18 protein-coding genes are annotated in these 21,707 nt (G+C 41.3%); 11 read left to right on the top strand and 7 right to left on the bottom strand.

The window, feature by feature from the left end:
- Positions 1-299: 299 nt before the first annotated feature.
- From F991_RS13795 to F991_RS13770, 6 genes are all read left to right on the top strand, one after another.
- Positions 300-1,181 carry an MlaA family lipoprotein gene (locus F991_RS13795; RefSeq protein ID WP_004672566.1) on the top strand — a complete coding sequence of 294 codons (882 nt, stop codon included), beginning with the start codon at positions 300-302 and terminating at the stop codon, positions 1,179-1,181.
- A gap of 131 nt (positions 1,182-1,312) precedes the next feature.
- On the top strand, positions 1,313-2,281 hold the full coding sequence (gene gigA / locus F991_RS13790) for an RsbU family protein phosphatase GigA (RefSeq protein ID WP_004672565.1): 969 nt from the start codon (positions 1,313-1,315) through the stop codon (positions 2,279-2,281).
- Positions 2,282-2,383: 102 nt separating this feature from the next.
- The gene (gene gigB, locus F991_RS13785) at positions 2,384-2,905 is read left to right on the top strand and encodes an anti-anti-sigma factor GigB (RefSeq protein ID WP_004672564.1); all 522 of its coding nucleotides are present in this window, start codon (positions 2,384-2,386) and stop codon (positions 2,903-2,905) included.
- A gap of 28 nt (positions 2,906-2,933) precedes the next feature.
- On the top strand, positions 2,934-3,758 hold the full coding sequence (locus F991_RS13780; protein WP_004672563.1) for a carbon-nitrogen hydrolase family protein: 825 nt from the start codon (positions 2,934-2,936) through the stop codon (positions 3,756-3,758).
- Between the two features lie 206 nt (positions 3,759-3,964).
- Positions 3,965-4,327, top strand: coding sequence for a DUF4951 domain-containing protein (locus F991_RS13775; RefSeq protein WP_004672562.1), 363 nt, complete (start codon positions 3,965-3,967; stop codon positions 4,325-4,327).
- A 118-nt stretch (positions 4,328-4,445) separates the two neighbouring features.
- A complete protein-coding gene (locus F991_RS13770; protein ID WP_004672561.1) occupies positions 4,446-4,880 on the top strand; it encodes an organic hydroperoxide resistance protein in 435 nt (144 codons plus the stop codon).
- A gap of 64 nt (positions 4,881-4,944) precedes the next feature.
- Here the strand turns inward: F991_RS13770 and gspE are convergent, their stop codons facing one another.
- Positions 4,945-6,435 carry a type II secretion system ATPase GspE gene (gene gspE, locus F991_RS13765; protein ID WP_034595181.1) on the bottom strand — a complete coding sequence of 497 codons (1,491 nt, stop codon included), beginning with the start codon at positions 6,433-6,435 and terminating at the stop codon, positions 4,945-4,947.
- A 93-nt stretch (positions 6,436-6,528) separates the two neighbouring features.
- Between gspE and F991_RS13760 the strand changes: the two genes are divergently transcribed.
- Together F991_RS13760 and F991_RS13755 are read left to right on the top strand one after the other, a co-directional pair.
- A complete protein-coding gene (locus F991_RS13760; protein WP_004672557.1) occupies positions 6,529-7,347 on the top strand; it encodes a hypothetical protein in 819 nt (272 codons plus the stop codon).
- Positions 7,348-7,356: 9 nt separating this feature from the next.
- The gene (locus tag F991_RS13755) at positions 7,357-8,274 is read left to right on the top strand and encodes a mechanosensitive ion channel family protein (protein ID WP_004672555.1); all 918 of its coding nucleotides are present in this window, start codon (positions 7,357-7,359) and stop codon (positions 8,272-8,274) included.
- Here F991_RS13755 and F991_RS13750 read toward each other — a convergent pair whose 3' ends face one another.
- Entirely contained in the window at positions 8,275-11,130 is a 2,856-nt protein-coding gene (locus tag F991_RS13750; RefSeq protein ID WP_004672553.1) for a DUF2339 domain-containing protein, read from the bottom strand.
- Between the two features lie 188 nt (positions 11,131-11,318).
- Between F991_RS13750 and polA the strand changes: the two genes are divergently transcribed.
- Positions 11,319-14,084 carry a DNA polymerase I gene (gene polA / locus F991_RS13745; protein ID WP_004672551.1) on the top strand — a complete coding sequence of 922 codons (2,766 nt, stop codon included), beginning with the start codon at positions 11,319-11,321 and terminating at the stop codon, positions 14,082-14,084.
- A 57-nt stretch (positions 14,085-14,141) separates the two neighbouring features.
- Here polA and F991_RS13740 read toward each other — a convergent pair whose 3' ends face one another.
- From F991_RS13740 to ppx, 5 genes are all read right to left on the bottom strand, one after another.
- Positions 14,142-14,690: a YggT family protein gene (locus tag F991_RS13740; RefSeq protein WP_004672550.1), complete on the bottom strand. Its 549-nt coding sequence runs from the start codon at positions 14,688-14,690 to the stop codon at positions 14,142-14,144.
- 16 nt (positions 14,691-14,706) lie between these two features.
- Positions 14,707-15,546: a pyrroline-5-carboxylate reductase gene (proC, locus tag F991_RS13735; protein WP_004672549.1), complete on the bottom strand. Its 840-nt coding sequence runs from the start codon at positions 15,544-15,546 to the stop codon at positions 14,707-14,709.
- A gap of 3 nt (positions 15,547-15,549) precedes the next feature.
- Positions 15,550-16,935, bottom strand: a complete 1,386-nt coding sequence (tilS, locus tag F991_RS13730; protein WP_081398968.1) for a tRNA lysidine(34) synthetase TilS — start codon at positions 16,933-16,935, stop codon at positions 15,550-15,552.
- The gene (locus tag F991_RS13725; RefSeq protein WP_004672544.1) at positions 16,872-17,696 is read right to left on the bottom strand and encodes an acetyl-CoA carboxylase carboxyltransferase subunit alpha; all 825 of its coding nucleotides are present in this window, start codon (positions 17,694-17,696) and stop codon (positions 16,872-16,874) included. Before F991_RS13725 ends, tilS begins: the two co-directional genes overlap by 64 nt.
- A 100-nt stretch (positions 17,697-17,796) precedes the next feature.
- Positions 17,797-19,317 carry an exopolyphosphatase gene (gene ppx, locus F991_RS13720; protein ID WP_004672542.1) on the bottom strand — a complete coding sequence of 507 codons (1,521 nt, stop codon included), beginning with the start codon at positions 19,315-19,317 and terminating at the stop codon, positions 17,797-17,799.
- A gap of 269 nt (positions 19,318-19,586) precedes the next feature.
- Between ppx and trxA the strand changes: the two genes are divergently transcribed.
- Together trxA and rho are read left to right on the top strand one after the other, a co-directional pair.
- Positions 19,587-19,913: a thioredoxin gene (gene trxA, locus F991_RS13715; protein WP_004672540.1), complete on the top strand. Its 327-nt coding sequence runs from the start codon at positions 19,587-19,589 to the stop codon at positions 19,911-19,913.
- Positions 19,914-20,234: 321 nt separating this feature from the next.
- Positions 20,235-21,503: a transcription termination factor Rho gene (gene rho, locus F991_RS13710; RefSeq protein WP_004672538.1), complete on the top strand. Its 1,269-nt coding sequence runs from the start codon at positions 20,235-20,237 to the stop codon at positions 21,501-21,503.
- The last annotated feature ends 204 nt before the right edge of the window (positions 21,504-21,707 follow it).

The following is a 21,707-nucleotide window of genomic DNA, read 5'->3' as shown; positions in this document are numbered from 1 at the left end:
CAAACTCAAGATTTAAATCTTTCAATCCAAATCCTTGTTTCTCAACAAGTTTTTATCTGCATCACCGCCGATGGATGTGCATTCTACAGCATTTCTAACTCCACACAACCCCTTTTTTTAATTTATTTATTTAAGTGGATATTTTTAGATCAATTTCACATTTCTTCTTATATTTTGTCAGTGAATTTGCTTTAATAATAGATGAGTACTTTAACTGTATTCTGCTTAATATGTTTTGTGCTAAATAGTACAATCATTTTTATGACCGTATTTCGCTCAGACCGCGATTAAGGATTAATATGCATTACTCCAATTTTATCTTGCTTGGGTTGTTAACTGCTGGAGCATGCTCATCCGTATTTGCTCAAGAGACACTTAATAAAGCAGCAACCGATAGCAATCCAACTGTAATCTCAAATGAACATAAGACATCAACAATACAAGCAATAAAAGATTTAAAACATCTCACTAAAAATGATTTAAAAGTCAATGCAAATGCCGCTCAGCCAGATGAAGTGAAAGATCCATTACAACCATTAAACCGTCAGATTTTCCTTTTTAACGATGCATTAGACCGCAACCTATTGAAACCGGTAGCAATACAGTATGTTGCTAAAGTTCCTGTAGAGGTTCGTAGCCCTTATCGTCAGTTCCGTAAAAATCTGGGCGAACCGTGGAATGCTGTGAATCAAGTGATTCAAGGTCGACCTAGCCGTGCGGCAAAAACCTTAGGTCGTTTTACTGTGAATACACTCACAACCTTAGGTTTTGCTGACCCTGCTCGTCGTTTAGGGTTATCAACAGAAGAAGAAAACTTCGGTGTGACTTTAGGCTATTACGGCGTTCCTTCTGGCCCTTATGTCATGTTGCCGTTTTTTGGCCCAAGTACGTTTCGAGATGGTTTTGGCTTAGCAGCAGATAGTTTTGGTCGTCCGCAGAAATATTTACTCGACGATCAAGATGGTATTTATTGGTCAAGCAATGTATTGCAAGCTGTAGATGCTCGTTCACAGCTTCTTGATATTGAAGAAAGCTTGAAAGGTGATAAATATTCGATGATTCGTGACTTTTATTTGCAACGTAAGGCTTTCCAAATTGCAGAGAAACGTGGTGATGCAAATGACATTTCCTTTATCAACGATGCAGATGATAATGATGAATCATTTTCAGATGAAGAATAGTTAAATTAAAATAATGTCTTACAAACTTATGTGTCGCTAGTGAATTTAAACGCTAGCAACACTAGGTTTTAAGTTATCTTTCATCTATGATGAATTAAAAAGTGATCATACAAAGGATTGGCAATACATCAATGTATTTCATTCAACCCACACGCTCCATACCTTACTTAGATCAAGCTTTAACTGAGTTACCGACCCTCCAAATCATTCAAGTGAATGATTTGGATTTGTATGATCAAACAATTATTGCGATTGCTGATGTACAAGACTTCCTAAAATATCAATGGAAACTTCCAACCATTGTGCTTGCATTTGAGCATGAAGGTGCTGCACTTGCTCAAGCTTGGGAAATGGGTGCATTAGCAGGTTGGATGTGGGATAACCTTCCCAAGAATCCAATACATGCTTTATTTAAAATTGATGCGCAATACAAGCGAAATCAAGACAGCCGCGACCTTCCCTCTGCGGCAGAGTTACAGCAACGTCTTTTACCAAATCCAATTCAATTACCAAACTATCAATTTGAATCGTTTTTCCAACCATCTGCCTATTTATCGGGAGATTGGTACGATTACTGGCGATTAAATGATGAAGAGGTCTTATTTTATCTAGCTGATGTTTCAGGGCATGGTGTCACCAGTAGTTTATTGACGTCATGGATGGCAGCTTTTCATGGTCGATCAAAAACGCCAAGTCAACTGATTCAAAAACTTAATGCCATGTTGATGCAAGAAAATATAGAAAAACATATTACGATGGTAGCAGGGATTCTAAATCTAGTAACAAACGAAGTTCGCTGGTCGAGCGCAGGACACTATCCTCCTCCTATTATTTTTGAACCAAACCAACCACCACAAATTCTATCAACCAGTAGTTTTCCCTTAGGGCTCACAGAAGAACTCGAAGTTGAAGAGCATCACTGTATACTCAATCGTCAAGCACGGTTCATTTTATGTTCTGACGGCGCGCTTGAACCTTTCGATGGTGGATTGAATGATCAGTTTAATCAATTGGTCGAACATCTACAGAATAACTCCTTCCGAGCCCCAGAACATGTCGCCGATGACATTGCCATTCTAAGTTTATGCCGAATGAATTAATCATAAAATCAATATCTTAACCAGTTCACAGTATCCAAGCCCTTGTGTCTGGAATATCACTATGGGATAATTTTATATCCTTTCTCTGAAAATGGCATTTATATGTCAACAGGTCATGTTGAATATGCAAGTTTGAACGGAACGCATATTTTCAAGCTTATTGGCGAAGTGCGTGCTCACTCTTGTATAAGTCTAGACAAACTCCTCAACCGAATTGAACAACAACAGAACGTTGTTGGTGCAATTGTTGATCTTACCCAAGCCACTTTTATTGACAGTACCGTCTTAGGAATACTGGCAAAACTAGGCTTAAAACTTAAGCAAGCGCATCACATACAAGCCGTAATGCTTTCAACCAATGCCGATATTACAACCTTAGCCAACAGCATGGGGCTAGCACAAGTGTTTGTAATTTTGGATTATTGTGGTGATCCTAATGTATGCACACTAGAGCTTACTGAAGAACATATCACGCATAGTGCTATGCTTAACACCGTGCTTGACGCGCATAAAACACTCATGCGTTTGAATGAAAACAACCAGAATATGTTTGAGCCTCTGGTTAAACAATTGCAAAAAGAACAAGATTGCTTAAGTATCGATGTACAAAAACAAAATGTTTGATCACTAAATTCTGTATCGTGACTGGCTTATGACCTTACTTTCCGTTGTACAAATGAACTCCCAAGATGACATTGAGGCTAACTTCCTTGTCATTGAATCATTGATCCAACAAAGTAAGGCACAAGCCGCAAAACTGATTGTCTTTCCTGAAAACTTTGTCTGTTTTGCTGCAGGTAAACAACGTGAAACTGCAGCTCAATTTGAAAGCATTCAAAAACGTTTAGAGCAACTCGCTCACCACTATCAAATTTGGATCGTTGCTGGCACACTCCCTTGCCCTTTTCGCCCCGATGGTTCAATCGTTCCCGACGGCCGCGTTCGGACTGTGAGTCTATGTATTAGCCCTGAAGGCACAGAAGCGCGCTACGACAAAATTCATTTATTTGATGTTCAGGTTGGAGATCGCGTCGGTGGTTATCAAGAATCAAAATTCTTTGAGCCAGGCAATCAAGTGGTTGTGGCAAAAACACCATTTGGCAATATTGGCTTAATGGTATGTTATGACTTACGCTTCCCTGAGCTTGCCTTAACTTTACGTCAGCAAGGTGCAAATATTTTAACTGCTCCCGCTGCATTTACTTACAGCACAGGTCAATTACATTGGCAGTTATTGTTGCAAGCGCGTGCAATGGATAGTCAATGTTATGTTTTGGGTGCAGCACAACAAGGTTGGCATGGTCAGCAGCGTCAAACTTGGGGGCATGCGGGTATCACCGATAGTCGTGGTCAACTGGTGCAAATGCTCAATACAGAAGGCCATGCTTTAATCAGCTCAACTTTTGATCTCGCAGAACAAGAAGCGGTACGTCTTGCAATGCCGTTGATGCAACATCGCCAACTCATCCATTATTAGAAATATATTTCCTACTTTAAATATCTAAACTTCAATTAAACCTTTATATTTTTGGCATGAGCTGACTGTGCTGATCATTTTTATTCATGTCAGCCTACTTAAATCATGATTTAATACAAATTATTGAACTCTGTCGAACAAAGCAAAATGACTTTATTGGATGAGTGAAATAATATTGTCAATTCATTCTTATTAAGCTTTTGTTCATGTTTAGATTTATTAGCATATTGTTTTTTCTAGGGGCAACGACACCACTCCATGCGACATCAGTAGAAGATATTCCTGATGTATCAACCAATACGCAAAATAATTTATCCACACCACAAAACTTGTCTCTCAATACTTTTGGTCAATGGATCATTGGCTGGGGCACAGGGGCGGAAGGTGCGAGACAACGCTTAGACTATATTCAGCCTGAAGATGTGGTGATCATTAAACAAAAAGGGACAACCTTGGAAATGATCAAAGCATGGCAGCAGTATTATGAGCAAGAAGCTCAGAAAAATATAAGTAACCCCACCGCTCGTTATAGAGCAAGATTAATGAAAAAAATTGCAGAGCTTTGGTAAACAAATCCTATAACAATAAGCGCTTAATATTCAAAATTGAACAACCTTTACTTACTTGTTTTTTCATTCATATAGCGTACGATCTAATGCTATTCAATAATATTCAGGAATAATAATCATGTCTTTAGAAAAAGTGGTTTATAGCGCAAAAGCGAAAGCAACAGGTGGTCGTGATGGCCGTGCAACGTCTTCTGATGGTGTTTTAGATGTTCAATTAGGTGTGCCAAAAGAAATGGGCGGTGCTGGTGGTGCTGTCACTAATCCAGAGCAACTTTTTGCCGCAGGTTATTCTGCATGCTTCTTGGGAGCAATGAAGTTTGTTGCGAATCGCGATAAGTTCAATATAAGTAAAGATGCTTATGTTGAAGGTGAAGTTGGGATCGGCCCTATTCCAAATGGATTTGGTATTGAAGTGACTTTAAATGTCTATCTCTTGGGAATGGAGCAAGCAGAGGCACAGCAACTGGTTGATGCTGCTCACATCGTCTGTCCATACTCGAATGCAACACGCAATAATATTGATGTGAATTTTAATATCGTCACCGCTGAATAATACTCTCGCTGATAAAAAAACAGCATGGGTTCACCATGCTGTTTTTATTCGTGCCGCTGATCGCTTATCCTTCGGCAGCTTCATTGGTGACGCGCAACACTTCTTCTAAAGTGGTTTTGCCAGCCAAGACCTTTCTTAAACCATCATCACGAATTGAGCCCGATTGTTTACGAACATAGGTTTCTAACTCATATTCAGCAGCATTGCCATGAATCAAACGACGCATGGATTCATCAACGGGTACAATTTCATAAATTGCCGTTCGTCCGCTAAACCCTACGTGTGAACAATGCTCACAACCCTGCGGCTCTGGTAACTCCATTTGATGATTGACATCGAGGTGTTTGAAAAGCTGTTGTTCGAAATCATCTGCTCTACGCCATGTCACACAATGTGGACATAAAGTACGAACCAAACGTTGTGCAATCACGCCAATCAGAGAGCTTGCAAGTAAGAAAGGCTCAATCCCCATGTCTTTTAAACGCGTGACTGCACCAATTGCAGTATTGGTGTGTAGCGTTGATAAAACCAAATGACCCGTCAAGGACGCTTGAACCGCAATTTCAGCCGTTTCAAGATCTCGGATCTCTCCGACCATGACCACATCAGGATCTTGACGCAACATCGCTTTAAGCGCACGAGCAAAGGTCATATCAACTTTGGTATTGACCTGTGTTTGACCAATCCCTTCGAGTTGATATTCAATCGGATCTTCCGCAGTCAAAATATTACGCGTGTGGTCATTCAGATCAGAGAGTGCCGCATACAATGTCGTGGTTTTACCCGAACCCGTTGGTCCAGTCACAAGGATAATGCCATGCGGACGATGTACCAATTGAGTTAAACGTGCGTAATCACCTTGCATCAAGCCTAAATGGGTCATATTTAAACGCCCAGCTTGCTTATCCAGCAAACGCATCACCACGCGTTCACCATGTGATGATGGCAATGTCGATACACGCACATCAACTTCGCGTCCAGCTAAGCGCAAGGAAATACGACCATCTTGCGGAATTCGCTTTTCTGCAATATCAAGTTTAGCCATGACTTTGATACGTGAAACCAACAACGGCGCTAACTCACGACGCGGCTGTACGATTTCACGCAGTTGACCATCAACACGCAGGCGTACCGAAAGTTTTTTCTCAAAGGCTTCAATATGAATATCAGATGCACTGACACGAATTGCTTCTGACAGTAAGGCATTGATGAGACGCACAATCGGCGCATCATCTTCCTGATCCATCAAATCTTCCGCTTCAGGAACTTGATCCGCCAAGCTCAATAGATCCGGGTGATCTTCTAAACCCGCGGCAACTTGTTGCGACTCGCCTGTATCTCCTGCATAGCTTGAACTGAGTAAAGCATGAAACTCTTGCTCGGTACAAAGTTGATCATGAGCTGACTTCCCCAAAATTCGACGTGCTTCCTGCAAAGCAATACGCGCCGTTTCCTTGCGTCGCACAATAAAAACTTGATCGCCTTCATAACGGAACAAAACGCCATGCCGTTTGGCAAAACTATATGGAATTTGTATTTGTTTAAGTATTTGCATCACACAAATAATGATAAAAGAAAGCATTGAGTGTACTCTAAGCTGGTTACAGCGTGAAGTCTCTTTAGCATCCTCACAAAGGAATTTTGCATCTTGTCTCAAAATAATCTATATGAAACGCCTCATTCAGAATCTTTGAAGTGGTGGGGCGAACAAAAATTTGAAATTCAACAAGCCAAAGCTTGGCAATTCGGTTCATTACTCTTCCGCCTCACACGCGGAATTAAAGAGTGGCGATTGGAATACCATCGTCCGCACTATCAGAACGATTATGAACAACAGTGGCGAATTCTAACGGATACTGAATTTGCAATGCCACAACCTGCAAAAATTGAACGCTACATGCTGCATAAAACCAATGAGACGTTTCATTTGATGCCACGTCTGGCTGATCGTTCAGTGGTCATTAAACCCGTAGATCCTATTTATATCCCAGCAGGTCAACGGGGAACACTTTATATCAGTACCCCTCTGTGGATTGCTGGTTTGGCTGATGGATTGGTAGAGCCTTTGTTTGACATTCCTGTGATTCAATCCAAAGACACGTGGTTCGGCAAAAATCCTCAACATGGAGAAATTTGCTACGCCACTTCGGTTGATGGTCGCACGGATTTAAACCTTTTAACACCACGTGCTTTTCGCGCAGTCACGCCCATCGAATTTCAAAACAACAGCCCACATCAACTTCGTTTTGACCGTATGAATGTCCCCGTTCCTGCCCTCCCTCTATTTTATAGCGAAGGCACTGGGCGACTATGGACCTCCAAGATCAAGGTTTATTATGATGGTGCTGAACAAGCACGAATTCGCATCGAGAATAGAACGCCAAATCAAGCAGGAGAAGTGACCTACATTCACCCTCCACGCTCACCCAATAGTACTTTTTTGAATATGTTTGACTCGTTTTTTTAAGAGGTTGCTATGCCAGATTCCAATATTCCAAAAGATGTTGCAAGCAACCTCACCAGCATATTTACCAATATTAATTTTGCACGACTCAGTGAAATTGTAGTCGCGATTATTTTGTGTTTTATTGGTTTTATCATTGCCAGATTATTATCCAATACCTTTATTCGAACCATTGGCAACCGACTCAATGCACATCAACGCCTTTTGTGGCGTAGAGGGATTTTCTATTTCATTTTCTTACTGTTCATTATGACCAGTCTAAGAGAAGCAGGATTTAAACTCAGCGTTTTTTTAGGCGCGGCAGGTATTCTCACCGTCGCACTGGGCTTTGCCTCACAAACCTCTGCATCCAATTTGATTAGTGGTTTGTTTCTCATCGGTGAAGGTTCTTTTGAAGTCGGTGATACTATTCAAATCACCTTGATTCGAGGACATACCATTGAAGGTGAAGTCATTTCGATTGACCTACTTTCGGTCAAGCTTCTCACACTAGATAATGTGTATATTCGCTTGCCAAACGAGCAATTGATTCGTGCACCGGTCATGAATTTATCTAAATATCCAATACGGCGTATTCCCATTACACTGGCGATTAACTTTCACGAAGATATTATTAAAGTCAGACAGGTGTTATTAGATGTCGCATCAAAATATCCGCTCGTGATGGATGACCCTAAACCAGCCGTCACAGTGACTGCTTTTAAAGAATCCTCAATCGAAATTTTATTTGCGGTATGGTGTCGTCAAGAAAACTATATTCAAGTTCGTGATGAAATGCAGGAACGTGTTCGTAATGGTTTCTTGGAAAATGAGATTGAAATTCCAGTACCAAAAATGGGTTTAATTGATCGACCTGCATCATTGGAAAATGACGAAATCGATCAATATACACACCAAAAAGAGCTCAAAAAAGAACAGAAAGAAAAATAATCAACGCTGTTTCTCAGGCTCGTCAATCGCAGGTGGTAAAGGTGCAAGATATGCAATCACCAACATGATAGCACCAGACCCAATAAATGAAATCACACGGGTCAATGTGCCACTTTGCGATAGATCAAGTAATAACAATTTAGCCACCACGATCCCTAACAACGCAGCACCCACAAACCAAATTTGACGAATATGACGACGACTAGAAAAAGTCATTAATACAAAAGCCAAAATCATCCACAATAAGGTCAAGCTCAGTTGCACATCACCATTTTGCCAAATTGCCCCACCCCATAATGGCGTACCCAAATAATGGTGCATAGCACGAACCACCACACTACTAAGTACCAACAAACCAATTAAAATAGTTGTGACTTTAAAGCCCCATTCAATCGATCGTTCAGCACTGAAATCGTGATGATAAATGATCCAAATCATGCCAATGAACATCAACAAAGACAGAATGTCAGTCAAATTTAACAGCGGCACACTATAATATTGCTCAGCAGAATAAGGATCTAGACTGACCAGTAGCAGCCAAAACAAGGTTAAACCCCAGACAGGGAGCTGATGCAGCAATTGGGTCTGCTTCGATGTAAACAACCAAATACTATAGATCGCTGGGATAAGTGCTAAAGCAATCACTGGCATGATCGGGAAAATAGCCAAGCCAATGCTCGCCAAGCCCAACCAAAGCAAAGTTGACCACACCAGTAGATAAGTTTTGGACACGAATGGTTTCAACGCTATGAGCATCAAAGATAGTCCGATTGAAGCAATCAAAAAGCTCACTTGACTTAAATAACTTGACCAATGCCCTAACCAATAGACATTTTCAGCCAAACTTGCGCTATAGAGTAAAAATAATAGTCCGCCCAACAAGGTGAGCTGTAGATGCTGCCATTGCAATTTTGATTTCAAATAAACTGCAACGCTAAATATCGCCAGTAAAACCACAGCAACTGCTAAATAAGGACTGAGTCCATGTTGCTGCCACTGCATCAACTCGACAACAGCGATCGAACCCGCGTACATGCCTAATGCGATAAAAATCCCACTCAACATGCGTGAACTAAAATACTTTTCGACTTGTTGATAATGTAATAAATAGAATGCCGAGATAAATTGAGCTAAGGCATAAATGACAGTACTGAGGACTGGGAAATGGTCATTGGACCAAACTTGGAACATCAGTGCAATTGAACTGAATAAAACCAATGCCACCCCAATGTAACGACTCAAACGATAACGTTCAGTCACCCCCCACACAATCAATGCCGTTCCTTGAATCACCCAACCGGTTGAGGTCCAATGTGCACCTTTGGCAAGCGGGAAGATCAGTGCGATAAAGACCACTGCAAGGATAAAAAAGCTTTTTGCTAAGATCGATAATTGGGGATGCTGACGTTTAATCCAGATATTTAAAACGATATAAACAACCGCCAATGCAACTGCACCCCAAGTCAATGCTGAGGTTGAGTTATGCATTAAATAAGCATGTAAAGAAAAACCGAGCACAGGCACACTGAAAATGAGCCCAACATCCAAAATTGGCTGTAAACGCTGTGCTTTAGGCGCTGTTTCTTCTTGCAGGTTTTGCGCACGTAACATCAATTGGCTATAACGAATACTCAGCCAGATAAATAAGGCGATATGCAACCAGAGGATAAAATCAAGGGTTGTGTATTGCTGATGTTCTGCATAAATAGCAATGACCGCTCCACCAATAAACATGGTGGCAAAAAACGCAATTTGATGCAGGATCTTCCAAGGTTGAATAAAGTTAACGGCGGCAACAGCCAAATTAATCAGAAAATAATAAGCAAATAAAAAGATGACATCAGGATGATTTTGCGGAATAAGTAATGGCGCAAGATAGGCCATGGTCAACGCAAGGATGGCCAAATATAGGGCTTGTTGTTTGAGGCTGAGATAGACGGTTGCCAATAATAAAATCACAAAAAGAATACTGGCAGTGGTCAAACTAGCAATCACTGCAAAATGATGCGAGAAAATAAGTGTTAAAAAGACAATCGCTAAACCTAAACCTTGTAAAGCCACTGCAAATAGCTGATTTTTCTTTTGTAGCAAATAACCTGCAACGGTCGTGATCCCACCTGCACAGGCGATAAAGCCGAGTTTTACACCGAGGCTTAACTGCCAATGTTCACTGGCAAACCGTAACAGCAATACCACACCAACCATTAAGATCGCCACCGCAACACGCAAAATTGGATTGCCATGGATCATCCAATCAAATGCAGGCTGCCACCATGCCGCATCTTTAGCTTCAGAAGCAGGGATTATCGGTAGCGGGTTTTGAGTATTAGTTTGTTGACTTGGACTTGATCCAGTATTGGCTTGCATCCAAGCAGGATGTTGTAGCTCAGACACTGGGAAAGCAGCGGTTGTCGTCGAAGACTGTGATGGTTCTATATCTTGAGAATAATGTGTGGATTCAATTTTCTGTGCAGCAATTGAAGACTGTTCTAAATGTAGCAATCTGGTTTGAAATGCACTGATGGTTTGAATCAAACACAGCATCAGCACCAATAAAGCACCACCTGCCAGCCACATCCACGTATTGGCATAAGCAAATAATGCAACCAATGCCGCGCTATAAATCAGTACCCGCTGTATCACTATTCCAGCGGATTGATCCGAAAAACCAGAACAGGCTTGTTCCAACTGACATAAGCGTTGATGAATTTCAGAAAGGATGTGCACAATAACAACGGTTAGTCCCACGGTGGCAGCAACAATGGTTCCCTGCCATTTAAATGCAATGGCGCAAGCCAGCAACACAGTCAAAGCAATTAAAACAATGACAATTCCCTGTTTGTCTTTTTTATACATAGACTTATATCAATAAAACAGCTTCATTGAGGCTATCTTACTTGATCACTAGATAAGCAGCTATTTTTGCATACAAAATACTGCAATTTTTTAAAGCGACGTAACTCGTCATTGCACAACACGGTGACAAGGACAGACAACACTTTTTCACGTAAAATACCTGCTAACTTATAATTAGGATTTGCGAAATGCCACCTTTTGTCTTGGTTGACGGGTCTTATTTTTTATTTCGTGCTTATCACGCGTTACCCCCGTTAACGACGTCTACTGGCTTACATACCAATGCAATACGTGGTGCAATTTCAGCAATTCAAAAATTGATGCGTCGTACACAACCAACGCATATGGCGGTGATTTTTGATACGCCTGAACCTACTTTTCGCCACGCGCTTTCACCTATTTATAAAGGTGATCGTCCAAGTATGCCCGAAGAATTGTCTCAACAAATTCCCTATTTACATGCATTAATTAAGGCACAAGGGATTCCTTTATATTATCTCGCAGGTGCAGAAGCGGATGACATTATTGGAACTTTGACCAAACAAGCGCTGAGTGAAGGTCATCATGTTTTAATCTCCACCGGCGACAAAGACATGGCTCAACTGGTCAATGAACATGTCAAACTCGAAGATAGTTTCAAAGAACGTGTGCTTGATGAAGCCGGTGTTTTTGAAAAATTTGGCGTTCATCCGCATCAAATTATTGATTATCTCACCCTCATGGGCGATGCATCAGATGGCATTATGGGGGTTCCAGGTATTGGTGCAAAAACTGCAGCTAAGCTCCTCAATGAATACGGCTCACTGAATAATATTATTGCCAATGTCGATCAGCTAAAAGGCAAAATCAGTCAAAACATTAAAGACAGCTTAGACAACATCAAAATTGATCACCAATTGGCAAGTATTGTCTGTGATCTTGAGTTAAATCTAGATTGGCATGAGCTCAAACTCAGCAATCCAAATGTCGATCAGCTACGTGATCTCTATACAGAACTCGAATTCCGTAATCAATTACAATCTTTAGACCACCCGAATAATCCAAATACCTCTGCTTATCAGCAAACCTCACAAAAAATTGTGAAAGCAGAGCAAAAAGCTGAAACGATTGTGACCGAAGATCACGCCACACTTTCAAGTCAAGATGATCAGCTCGGAACAGCCACTTATCATACAGTTCTCACACAACAAGACTGGGATACATTGTTACAACGAATGCAAAAAGCAGATCATTTTGCCATTGATACAGAAACCACGAATTTAGATTATCGTATTGCCGAACTGGTTGGTTTCTCAGTCGCATTTGATGCTAATGATGCATTCTATGTGCCTGTGGCTCATGATTATGAAGGTGCACCCGAACAACTGAATCGTGACCAAGTTTTAGCTCAAATCAAACCAATCCTTGAAAATGAGCAGGTCAAGAAAATTGGTCACCATCTAAAATATGATGCCCATATTTTTGCCAATCATGGCATTACCATTCGAGGTTGGTACTTCGATACCATGCTGGCATCGTATGTGTTGAATGCAGCAGCCACACGTCATGGTATGGATGATGTCGCACGACTTTATCTGAGCCATTTGACCACTACCTTTGAGCAAATTGCAGGTAAAGGTGCCAAACAGAAAACCTTTAATCAAATTGAACTCGAAGTTGCAGCACATTATGCAGCCGAAGATGCGCATGTCACTTATCGACTGTATGAAGTTTTATCAGGAAAATTAAAAAGCTCCCCAGAACTTGTGAATATTCTACACAATATCGAAATGCCAGTTGCGCGTGTGTTGACTGCCATGGAAGAAGATGGCATCAAGCTCGATCATCAGTTCCTTGATCAGCTCAGTGTTGAATTTTCAAAGACCATACAAACACTAGAAAATCAGGCAACTGAACTGGCAGGTGAAGCTTTTAATGTTTCTTCACCAAAACAAGTGGGTGAAGTCTTATTTGAAAAGCTGGGGATTAAAGGCGGTAAAAAAACGGCTACGGGACAGTTCAGTACCAGTGAAAGTATCTTAGAAAAAATTGAACATCCACTCGCCGAAGTCATTTTAGAACACCGCGGCTTGGCAAAACTGAGAAATACCTATACTGACCGTCTGATTGAGCAATCTCATAATACAACACATCGTGTTCACACCAGTTATCACCAAGCCTTGACCACCACAGGTCGCCTATCTTCGACAGACCCAAACCTACAAAACATTCCTATTCGTACCCCAATTGGACGACAAATCCGTAAAGCCTTTATAGCACCTGAAGGTCGCGTGCTATTGGCAGCCGATTATTCACAAATTGAACTGCGTTTGATGGCGCATTTTTCTCAAGACGATGCTTTGATCCATGCATTCCAACAAGGACAAGACGTACACCGTCGTACGGCGTCAGAAGTATTGGGCATTACGATTGAAGATGTCACCAATGACCAACGTCGCCAAGCCAAAGCCGTCAACTTCGGTCTGCTTTATGGCATGTCAGAATTTGGCTTAACCCGTCAACTGGGCTTTACTCGAGAAGAATCACGTAGCTATATCGCACGTTATTTCCAACGTTATCCAGGTGTTTTGGATTATATGGAGCGCACGCGTCAGATCGCACGTGAACAAGGTTTTGTTGAAACAATTTTAGGTCGTCGCCTCTATACACCTGATATTTTGGCAAGCAATAAAATGATCAAGCAAGCCGCTGAACGAGCTGCGATTAATGCGCCACTGCAAGGCAGTGCGGCAGATATCATCAAGTTAGCGATGATTGCCGTGGATCAAATGTTACCAAAAGAACAAGCTAAACTCTTGTTACAAGTACACGATGAATTGGTCTTTGAAGCAGACGCAGCAATTGCAGATGAACTTTCCAAGCAAATCGCCGAAGTAATGCAATCCGTCTTGAAAATCTCAGTTCCATTTGTGGTTGAAGTTGGACAAGGGCTGAATTGGGACGCTGCACACTAACCCTGATTCTGAGCAAAAAAAAAGAGATGCTAAGCATCTCTTTTTTTTTAATCAAAGCTAGACAATTGCTCTGAGCATTGTTTCAGCTACAAATAACACTAAAAATGCAAGAATCGGTGATAAATCAATCATCCCCATACTTGGCATCACTTTACGGAAAGGTGCCAAAATCGGCTCGACCAACTCCTGAATCACCTCCATATAAGGCGATCGGAATTGTGAAAGCATCATGATCCAGCTACAAATAATAAAAGCAAAAATCATATATTTAAGGAGCGTCACTAAAGACAATAGCATTTCTTTTACTGTAGAAACAATAAAATACAAGGTGCTCCCCGTACCAACGCCAGCTAAATGCTTTTCTCCCCACATTTTGAGGAAGTAAAGCAAAATAACCAAAACCAATGCGGCTAAATTAACCCGTCCTTTGCTCACCGTTGGGAAAATACGGCTGAAAACATCTACAATCTTGGTCGCTTTCGTTGTTGAAAGCACCACGGGATTGTAGGGAGTGACTGCCGCCAATTGCATTAAAAAACGGAAAAAGATCAATAAAATAGCAACATTGATCAAAACACCAAAAATTAGCGCAGAACTTGCACCCATAATTGTCTTATCCTACTTAAACTGATTTAGTCTTGTCACTCAACTCTTGCGCAAGCTCTTGGCTGCGTTTTTGAGCTGCTGCAAGCGCTGCTTGAATATTTTGTGAAATCTGTGCACGATCAAACACCTCTAAGGCTGCTTGAGTTGTGCCATTTGGTGAAGTCACATTTTTACGTAATTCTGCTGGAGAATTTGAACTGGTAATCGCCATTTGCGCCGCGCCCAGCGCAGTCTGCAAGGTTAATGCAGTAGCCACTTTTTCATCTAAGCCCAAGTTTTTACCCGCGCGAATCATACTTTCCATTAAATAGAAAAAGTAGGCAGGGCCTGAACCAGATACCGCAGTTACCGCATCAATTTGCGCTTCATTATCAACCCAAATGGTTAAACCAGTCGCCGCTAAAATTTGACTGGTTAATTCACGATCTTTAGTACCCACAGCCGCAGGTGCATAAATACCATGTGCGCCCGTTTGGACCAATGCAGGCGTATTCGGCATCACGCGTACAATACGTTCGCTACCGCCGATTAAATCTGAAAGGGTTTGAATCTCAGCACCCGCAATAATTGAAATCACGAGTTTATCTGACAACAATCCTTTTAATGGTTGTAAAACCGTTGCTAAGACCTGTGGTTTTACCGCCAATACAACAACATCAGCATCTTTGATCGCTGCAACATTATCTGTGGTGGTTTGAATCTCTTTTTCTTCTAATATTTGACGAATCTGCTCTACTGGGTCAGACACTGTAATGCGTGTAGTTGGTAAGCCACGAGAAAGTAATCCACCAATCAAGGCTTGCGCCATATTACCGCCGCCAATAAAACAGATATTTTGATTCAATGATGTCGCCATGTCCTACTCGTCATGTAATAAAGACTGATGAAAAATACAGTCAGAAATTAAACTTGGTTGCCAACCGCCCTGCTCCAGATACTCAGATTGCGCCAACCAAAAACCTTTTGGGCTAAAAACCCCAAGCATAACATTATCCACGACTAATATTTGAATTGTATGACGTAACCAAGGCAAAATCTGCGCATCTTGAATGGCTTTTTTGAGTGGCCAATGCCCAACTCGCCCATACAGATGGATTTTTTCACCGCCTTGTCGTTTCAACAATTGCAACTCTCTATCGAATAATTGAGGAGATAGGCCTAAACTTTGAGATTCGATTTTAAACTGTCCTGCTGCCACCTGAATATGCTGTCCTAACAAATAGCGCTGTGAAATAACATCAGGAAGTGTCGATAATTTTTCTGCATACAGGATGTCATGGCTTAAACGGTACAAGGTTTTTTGATAACGCACATAATAATACGGATGCACATGTAAGGTCGCTTGGGCATCTGGTTTGGCTGCAATCACTTCTTGTTGTAAACGCTGAACCATGTCGTAACTTGGTCGGTATTGTGCATTGCCTTTCATCCACGAGGAGAGCAATTGACGCTGGCGTGCATGAGATAACTTTTTGAGTTCAGTTAAATTGAGTTCATCAAATGTTGCGCATTGCTGCCAATCCGTTTGCAACACTTCATCTAAAATCTCAGCCGCATCCTGCATTAAATAACTACTACGTGCGACCGCCGCCTGCATTTTAGGAAATCGATGTTGTAATACATCCCATAAGACTTCACGACACCATGCCCGATCATAATGAGTATCTTGATTGCTTGGGTCGGTCACATACTCAAGACCGATCTGTTGTGACCATTGTTCAATCTGCGCTCGACTTAGATCTAAAAATGGCCGCCAAATGGTCAGCTCTTTACGTACGTCGATTTGTTGCATCGCCGCCAACCCATTGACACCTGCACCTGAGAATAAACGCAACAAAACCGTCTCGGCTTGATCTTGTTGATGATGCGCTAAAACTAAAATTTCATTGGCTTGTAAATGTTGGTGATAGGCTTGATAACGGGCTTGGCGAGCTTGTTGTTCTAAATTGCCGGTTTCAACTCGTACTTTCTGAATGATACAGGGAACATTGAATATCTTTGCCTGTTGTTGCACCAACTCACCCCATAGCACACTAGGCGGTTGTAATTGATGATCAACATAAATGGCACGAATTTTATTGGGAAAAAGTTCAGACATTAGAGACAGCAACAGCATGGAATCCATGCCGCCGCTACATCCAATTAAGAATTGAGTTTGCTCTGAAAAATGCTGTGCTTGCGCTAAGACGCGATGCCTAAATTGCTGCTGCCAAACTTCATTAAACGTTGATAACGTGCTTCGCATCGTGCTTGTGCATCCATCGGTTGCAATTCTTCCAAGGCTTGTTTTAACACATCTTTTAGGTCATGCATGACTTTTTCAGGTTGCAAATGCGCACCCTCACCTTCATCCACGACATATTCAACAATACCAATCGCTTTTAACTTATCCGCAGTCAATGCAAGTGCTTCACTCGCTTGCGCCGCTTTATCTGCTGTTTTCCATAAAATAGAAGCACAGCCTTCAGGTGAAATCACCGAGTAAATACTGTGTGAAAGCATGATAACACGATCAGCCACACCAATACCCAAAGCACCACCTGAACCACCTTCACCCAGTACGGTTGCGATCACAGGCACTTTCAAACTGGAAAGTTGTGCCAAGCTCGTTGCAATTGCTTCTGCCTGACCACGTTCTTCAGCACCTACACCAGGATAAGCACCCATGGTATCGACAAAAGTAAAAACAGGTAAATTGAAACGTTCAGCCATATCAAGTAAACGTTGAGACTTTCGATAACCTTCTGGGTTACACATCCCAAAGTTATGTTGCAGTTTCTCACGGGTACCACGTCCACGATGTTGACCCACCACCATCACGGGTTGGCCATCAAAACGTGCTAAACCACCAATCATCGCACCGTCATCACCATATAAACGATCGCCGTGAAGTGCATCAAATTCAGTGAAAATTTCACTCACGTAATCGAGGAATTGCGGACGTTCAGGATGACGTGCAATTTGAACCGTAGTCCAAGCCTTGGACTGAGTCGCTTTATTTTTCATAAGTCGTAAATAATCCCTAACAAGGATGCAAGGTCTGTTGACACTTTCTATAAGTTATACGCACATTGCGATTCAAGCTGAAAGATCAACAGCTCCTAGGTTAATCAACAAATTTATCTGACACGATATGCAAACCAATGTTCCAATGCTTAAATTGCACTTGCTCATCATGCAAATCTGCAACCAGTAAAGGCCATTGCTTCGCATCGCCAGAAACACTCAATTGCCATTGTTGATCATTTACCACACTGAGTTCAATGGCAGGAAGCATCTGATCACTACGACTATGATTTAGTAAAACTGCAAGACGAAGAATCATGCAAAGATAAACTAAATGATGACCACCAACTTTTAATACATCGTTTTTAGCATCTGCACGTAACTTACGACGATGATGAGAAATCAGATGCGAAAGATGATTTTGATCAATTTGTGAAAAACCAGGAATATCTGAATGTTGTAATAAATAGGCACCATGACGGTGATAACCACCATGACTAATGGCTAATCCAATTTCATGTAAATAAGCCGCACGACGCAGTAAGTCACTGTCTTCAGTCGTTAAATGTAATGATTCAGCCACACCATTAAACAAATGCTGGGCGGTATTGACCACACGTTCTGCCTGTTTTGGATCAGCATTGTAACGCCCCATCAATGCTTGAACGCTACGATCTCGAATATCTTCATGTTTGAATCGACCAAGCAAATCGTACATCACCCCTTCACGCAATGCACCATCCGAATAAGCGAGTTTATCAATGTTTAATACATCAAAAATCGCATATAAAATCGCAAGTCCAGCTGGCAAAACTGCTCGACGATCTTCACGCAAACCATCAAAATCAATTTCTGAAGTATGCTTAAATTTCAACAAACGATCTTTAAGCTTATATAGACCATCACGAGTCAGGTTTTCTTGTTCATCACTCAAGCCGAGATTTACTAAAATTTGACGACAGGCTTTAATGGTTCCGCTCGAACCTACTACCGTATCCCAACCTTCCATTTTATAGGTATTGGCAATACCTGACATTTCTTTGCGTGCAGCAACAACAGCCTTATCAAAGGCCTTGGTTGAAATCTCACCTTCAGCAAAAAAAGTCTTACTATATGCCACACAGCCCATCTGCAAAGACTCGGTATAAATAGGCTCGAACTCTTCACCAATAATAAATTCTGTTGAACCACCGCCAATATCAACAACTAAACGACGTCCGCCATTGGCCATGGTATGCGAAACACCGAGATAAATGAGGCGCGCTTCTTCACGACCTGCAATAATTTCAATGGGTTTAGGCAAAATTTCAGCGGCTTTTTGGATAAACTCGTGACCATTCTTGGCTTGTCTTAATGCATTGGTCGCAACAATTCTTAAGCGATTTGGCTGCACCGAGCTTAAACGCCCAACAAAACGCGCTAAACAGGCTAAACCACGTTGTTGAGCAGCTTCTGTTAAATTTTTATTTTCATCTAGCCCAGCAGCCAATTGTACTTTTTCTGACATTGAAGCAACTTTCTTCACTTCACCGTGATCAACACGAGCAATTGCAAGATGGAAACTGTTCGACCCCATATCTATTGCAGCAAGTAATTCTTCATCAATCAGAAAATCAGACATTATTCGTATAAACCCATGCTCAATTCACGCATTAGAGTAATTCACATGCTTACAATTTTAAAGTCATTTTAAACAATAAAACGCGTGTATTTTCGCTTATAGCCTATAAATGATTGTTTAAGTCGATGAACAGCATCGTGAGCAACCATTAGACTTTTCTCTTTCTAACTTGAATAATCAGAACAAACCCTTACATTGAATAAAGTAGCAATGTAATATTCTTTCTGATACTGAATTGATACTTTATTTCTTAAATTTGGAGCAACCCCATGTCTGCGACTATTGTTAATACAACTGATGAAAACTTCCAAGCAGATGTATTAGATGCTGAAACTCCCGTACTTGTTGATTTCTGGGCTGGCTGGTGTGCGCCTTGTAAAGCCATTGCACCAGTTCTCGAAGACTTATCAAACGAATATGCAGGAAAAGTTAAAATTGTTAAAGTTGACGTGACTGCATGCGAAGAAACAGCAGTAAAATACAACATCCGTAACATTCCAGCATTATTGATGTTTAAAAATGGTGAAGTTGTTGATCAACAAGTCGGTGCAGCACCCCGTTCTAAACTTGCAGCATTTATTGACCAAAACATCTAAATAGTTTGTTTAACTGTCAATCTGCGGAAATACGCTATTCATTGATTAGCGTATTCCTCCGTAAAAATTGACAAAGCAGTTGATTTCGTCTATATTTCTCGATCAAGAAGCTTTGAATGGAATCTACTTCATCGCGCTTCTTACACGATACAAAACATAAGATCGCCGCTCGGCAATAACAATTGTTTTCACATTTCTCTCTGAAACAATGAACCAGACTACTGGATCGTAATTGTTTAATACAATTACATCAGTATATATGCGGTCGATTTTTTCTTTCCCAACACAATCCTCCACTTATTCCATTCTGTCTGACCACTTATGAACTTAACTGAACTCAAGAAAAAACCCATTGGCGAACTCATTAAAATTGCGGAGTTTATGGGCCTTGAAGGCATGGCACGTAACCGTAAACAAGATATTATTTTTGCCATTTTAAAACGCCATGCAATGAATGGCGAAGAAATCTTTGGTGATGGCGTTTTAGAAATCCTTTCTGATGGCTTTGGTTTTTTACGCTCCGCTGCTGGTTCATATTTAGCTGGACCAGATGACATTTATGTCAGCCCATCACAAATTCGCCGTTTTAATTTACGTACGGGTGATACCATTACAGGTACGATTCGCCCACCAAAAGAAGGTGAACGTTATTTTGCTTTATTAAAAGTGAATCAAATTAACTATGACACACCAGAAAACTCACGTAACAAGATTTTATTTGAAAACTTAACTCCATTGTTCCCAACCGAACAAATGGTGATGGAGCTTGGTAATGGCACAACAGAGGATCTAACCTCTCGTGTTGTCGACCTTGTGGCACCGATTGGTAAAGGTCAGCGTTCAATTATTGTTGCACCGCCAAAAGCGGGTAAAACAATGCTTTTACAAAACATTGCTCAATCCATCGTTCGTAACAACCCAGAAGTCTTCTTGATCGTTTTACTCATTGATGAACGTCCAGAAGAAGTGACCGAGATGGAGCGTACAGTTCGTGGCGAAGTCGTGGCATCAACTTTTGATGAAGCCCCTGCTCGACATGTCCAAGTTGCGGAGATGGTCATTGAGAAAGCGAAACGTCTAGTCGAGCATAAAAAAGATGTTGTGATTCTGCTTGACTCTATTACTCGTTTAGCGCGTGCCTATAACACGGTTGTTCCATCATCAGGAAAAGTACTTACAGGTGGTTTGGATGCGCATGCGCTCGAACGCCCAAAACGTTTCTTTGGTGCTGCACGTAATATCGAAGAGGGTGGTTCATTGACCATTATCTCGACGGCATTGATCGAAACAGGCAGTAAAATGGATGATGTCATCTATGAAGAGTTTAAAGGTACAGGTAACCAAGAGATTACGCTCGATCGTCGTATCGCGGAAAAACGTGTCTTCCCTGCCATGAACATTAAGAAGTCTGGTACGCGCCGTGAAGAACGCTTAATGGGAGAGGATAACCTTCGTAAAGTTTGGATTTTACGTAAGCTACTTCACCCAATGGACGAACTTGCGGCGATGGAGTTCTTACTTGATCGCATGAAAGAAACCAAGACCAATGATGATTTCTTCGACCAAATGAAGCGTAAAGCTGCAAACTAGGTCTATCATCCAATGATCACAACAGCCACCTTTATGGTGGCTGTTGTGATTTGGTTGACATGCTTACACAACAGTTACAATTAGATTATTCTTTGATAGCAAACCATTATCCATCTGATTTATATACTTAAATACAAACAAGTTCTGCTATTTTTCTCTGGAATACCGATTCACAAATGATCCTTCATAGTTATTTTCTATCAA

Origin of the sequence: Acinetobacter sp. CIP-A165 (assembly GCF_000367985.1) — a bacterium.
In the GTDB taxonomy this organism is placed as follows: Bacteria; Pseudomonadota; Gammaproteobacteria; order Pseudomonadales; family Moraxellaceae; genus Acinetobacter.
This window is presented reverse-complemented; position numbering and strand designations above follow the sequence as displayed.

Bases quoted from the DNA above. Each gene is read 5' to 3' on its own strand.
- F991_RS13795 (WP_004672566.1), top strand. From the start codon at position 300: ATGCATTACTCCAATTTTATCTTGCTTGGGTTGTTAACTGCTGGAGCA.
- gigA (WP_004672565.1), top strand. From the start codon at position 1,313: ATGTATTTCATTCAACCCACACGCTCCATACCTTACTTAGATCAAGCT.
- gigB (WP_004672564.1), top strand. From the start codon at position 2,384: ATGTCAACAGGTCATGTTGAATATGCAAGTTTGAACGGAACGCATATT.
- F991_RS13780 (WP_004672563.1), top strand. From the start codon at position 2,934: ATGACCTTACTTTCCGTTGTACAAATGAACTCCCAAGATGACATTGAG.
- F991_RS13775 (WP_004672562.1), top strand. From the start codon at position 3,965: ATGTTTAGATTTATTAGCATATTGTTTTTTCTAGGGGCAACGACACCA.
- F991_RS13770 (WP_004672561.1), top strand. From the start codon at position 4,446: ATGTCTTTAGAAAAAGTGGTTTATAGCGCAAAAGCGAAAGCAACAGGT.
- gspE (WP_034595181.1), bottom strand. From the start codon at position 6,435: ATGCAAATACTTAAACAAATACAAATTCCATATAGTTTTGCCAAACGG.
- F991_RS13755 (WP_004672555.1), top strand. From the start codon at position 7,357: ATGCCAGATTCCAATATTCCAAAAGATGTTGCAAGCAACCTCACCAGC.
- F991_RS13750 (WP_004672553.1), bottom strand. From the start codon at position 11,130: ATGTATAAAAAAGACAAACAGGGAATTGTCATTGTTTTAATTGCTTTG.
- polA (WP_004672551.1), top strand. From the start codon at position 11,319: ATGCCACCTTTTGTCTTGGTTGACGGGTCTTATTTTTTATTTCGTGCT.
- F991_RS13740 (WP_004672550.1), bottom strand. From the start codon at position 14,690: ATGGGTGCAAGTTCTGCGCTAATTTTTGGTGTTTTGATCAATGTTGCT.
- proC (WP_004672549.1), bottom strand. From the start codon at position 15,546: ATGGCGACATCATTGAATCAAAATATCTGTTTTATTGGCGGCGGTAAT.
- tilS (WP_081398968.1), bottom strand. From the start codon at position 16,935: ATGCGAAGCACGTTATCAACGTTTAATGAAGTTTGGCAGCAGCAATTT.
- F991_RS13725 (WP_004672544.1), bottom strand. From the start codon at position 17,696: ATGAAAAATAAAGCGACTCAGTCCAAGGCTTGGACTACGGTTCAAATT.
- ppx (WP_004672542.1), bottom strand. From the start codon at position 19,317: ATGTCTGATTTTCTGATTGATGAAGAATTACTTGCTGCAATAGATATG.
- trxA (WP_004672540.1), top strand. From the start codon at position 19,587: ATGTCTGCGACTATTGTTAATACAACTGATGAAAACTTCCAAGCAGAT.
- rho (WP_004672538.1), top strand. From the start codon at position 20,235: ATGAACTTAACTGAACTCAAGAAAAAACCCATTGGCGAACTCATTAAA.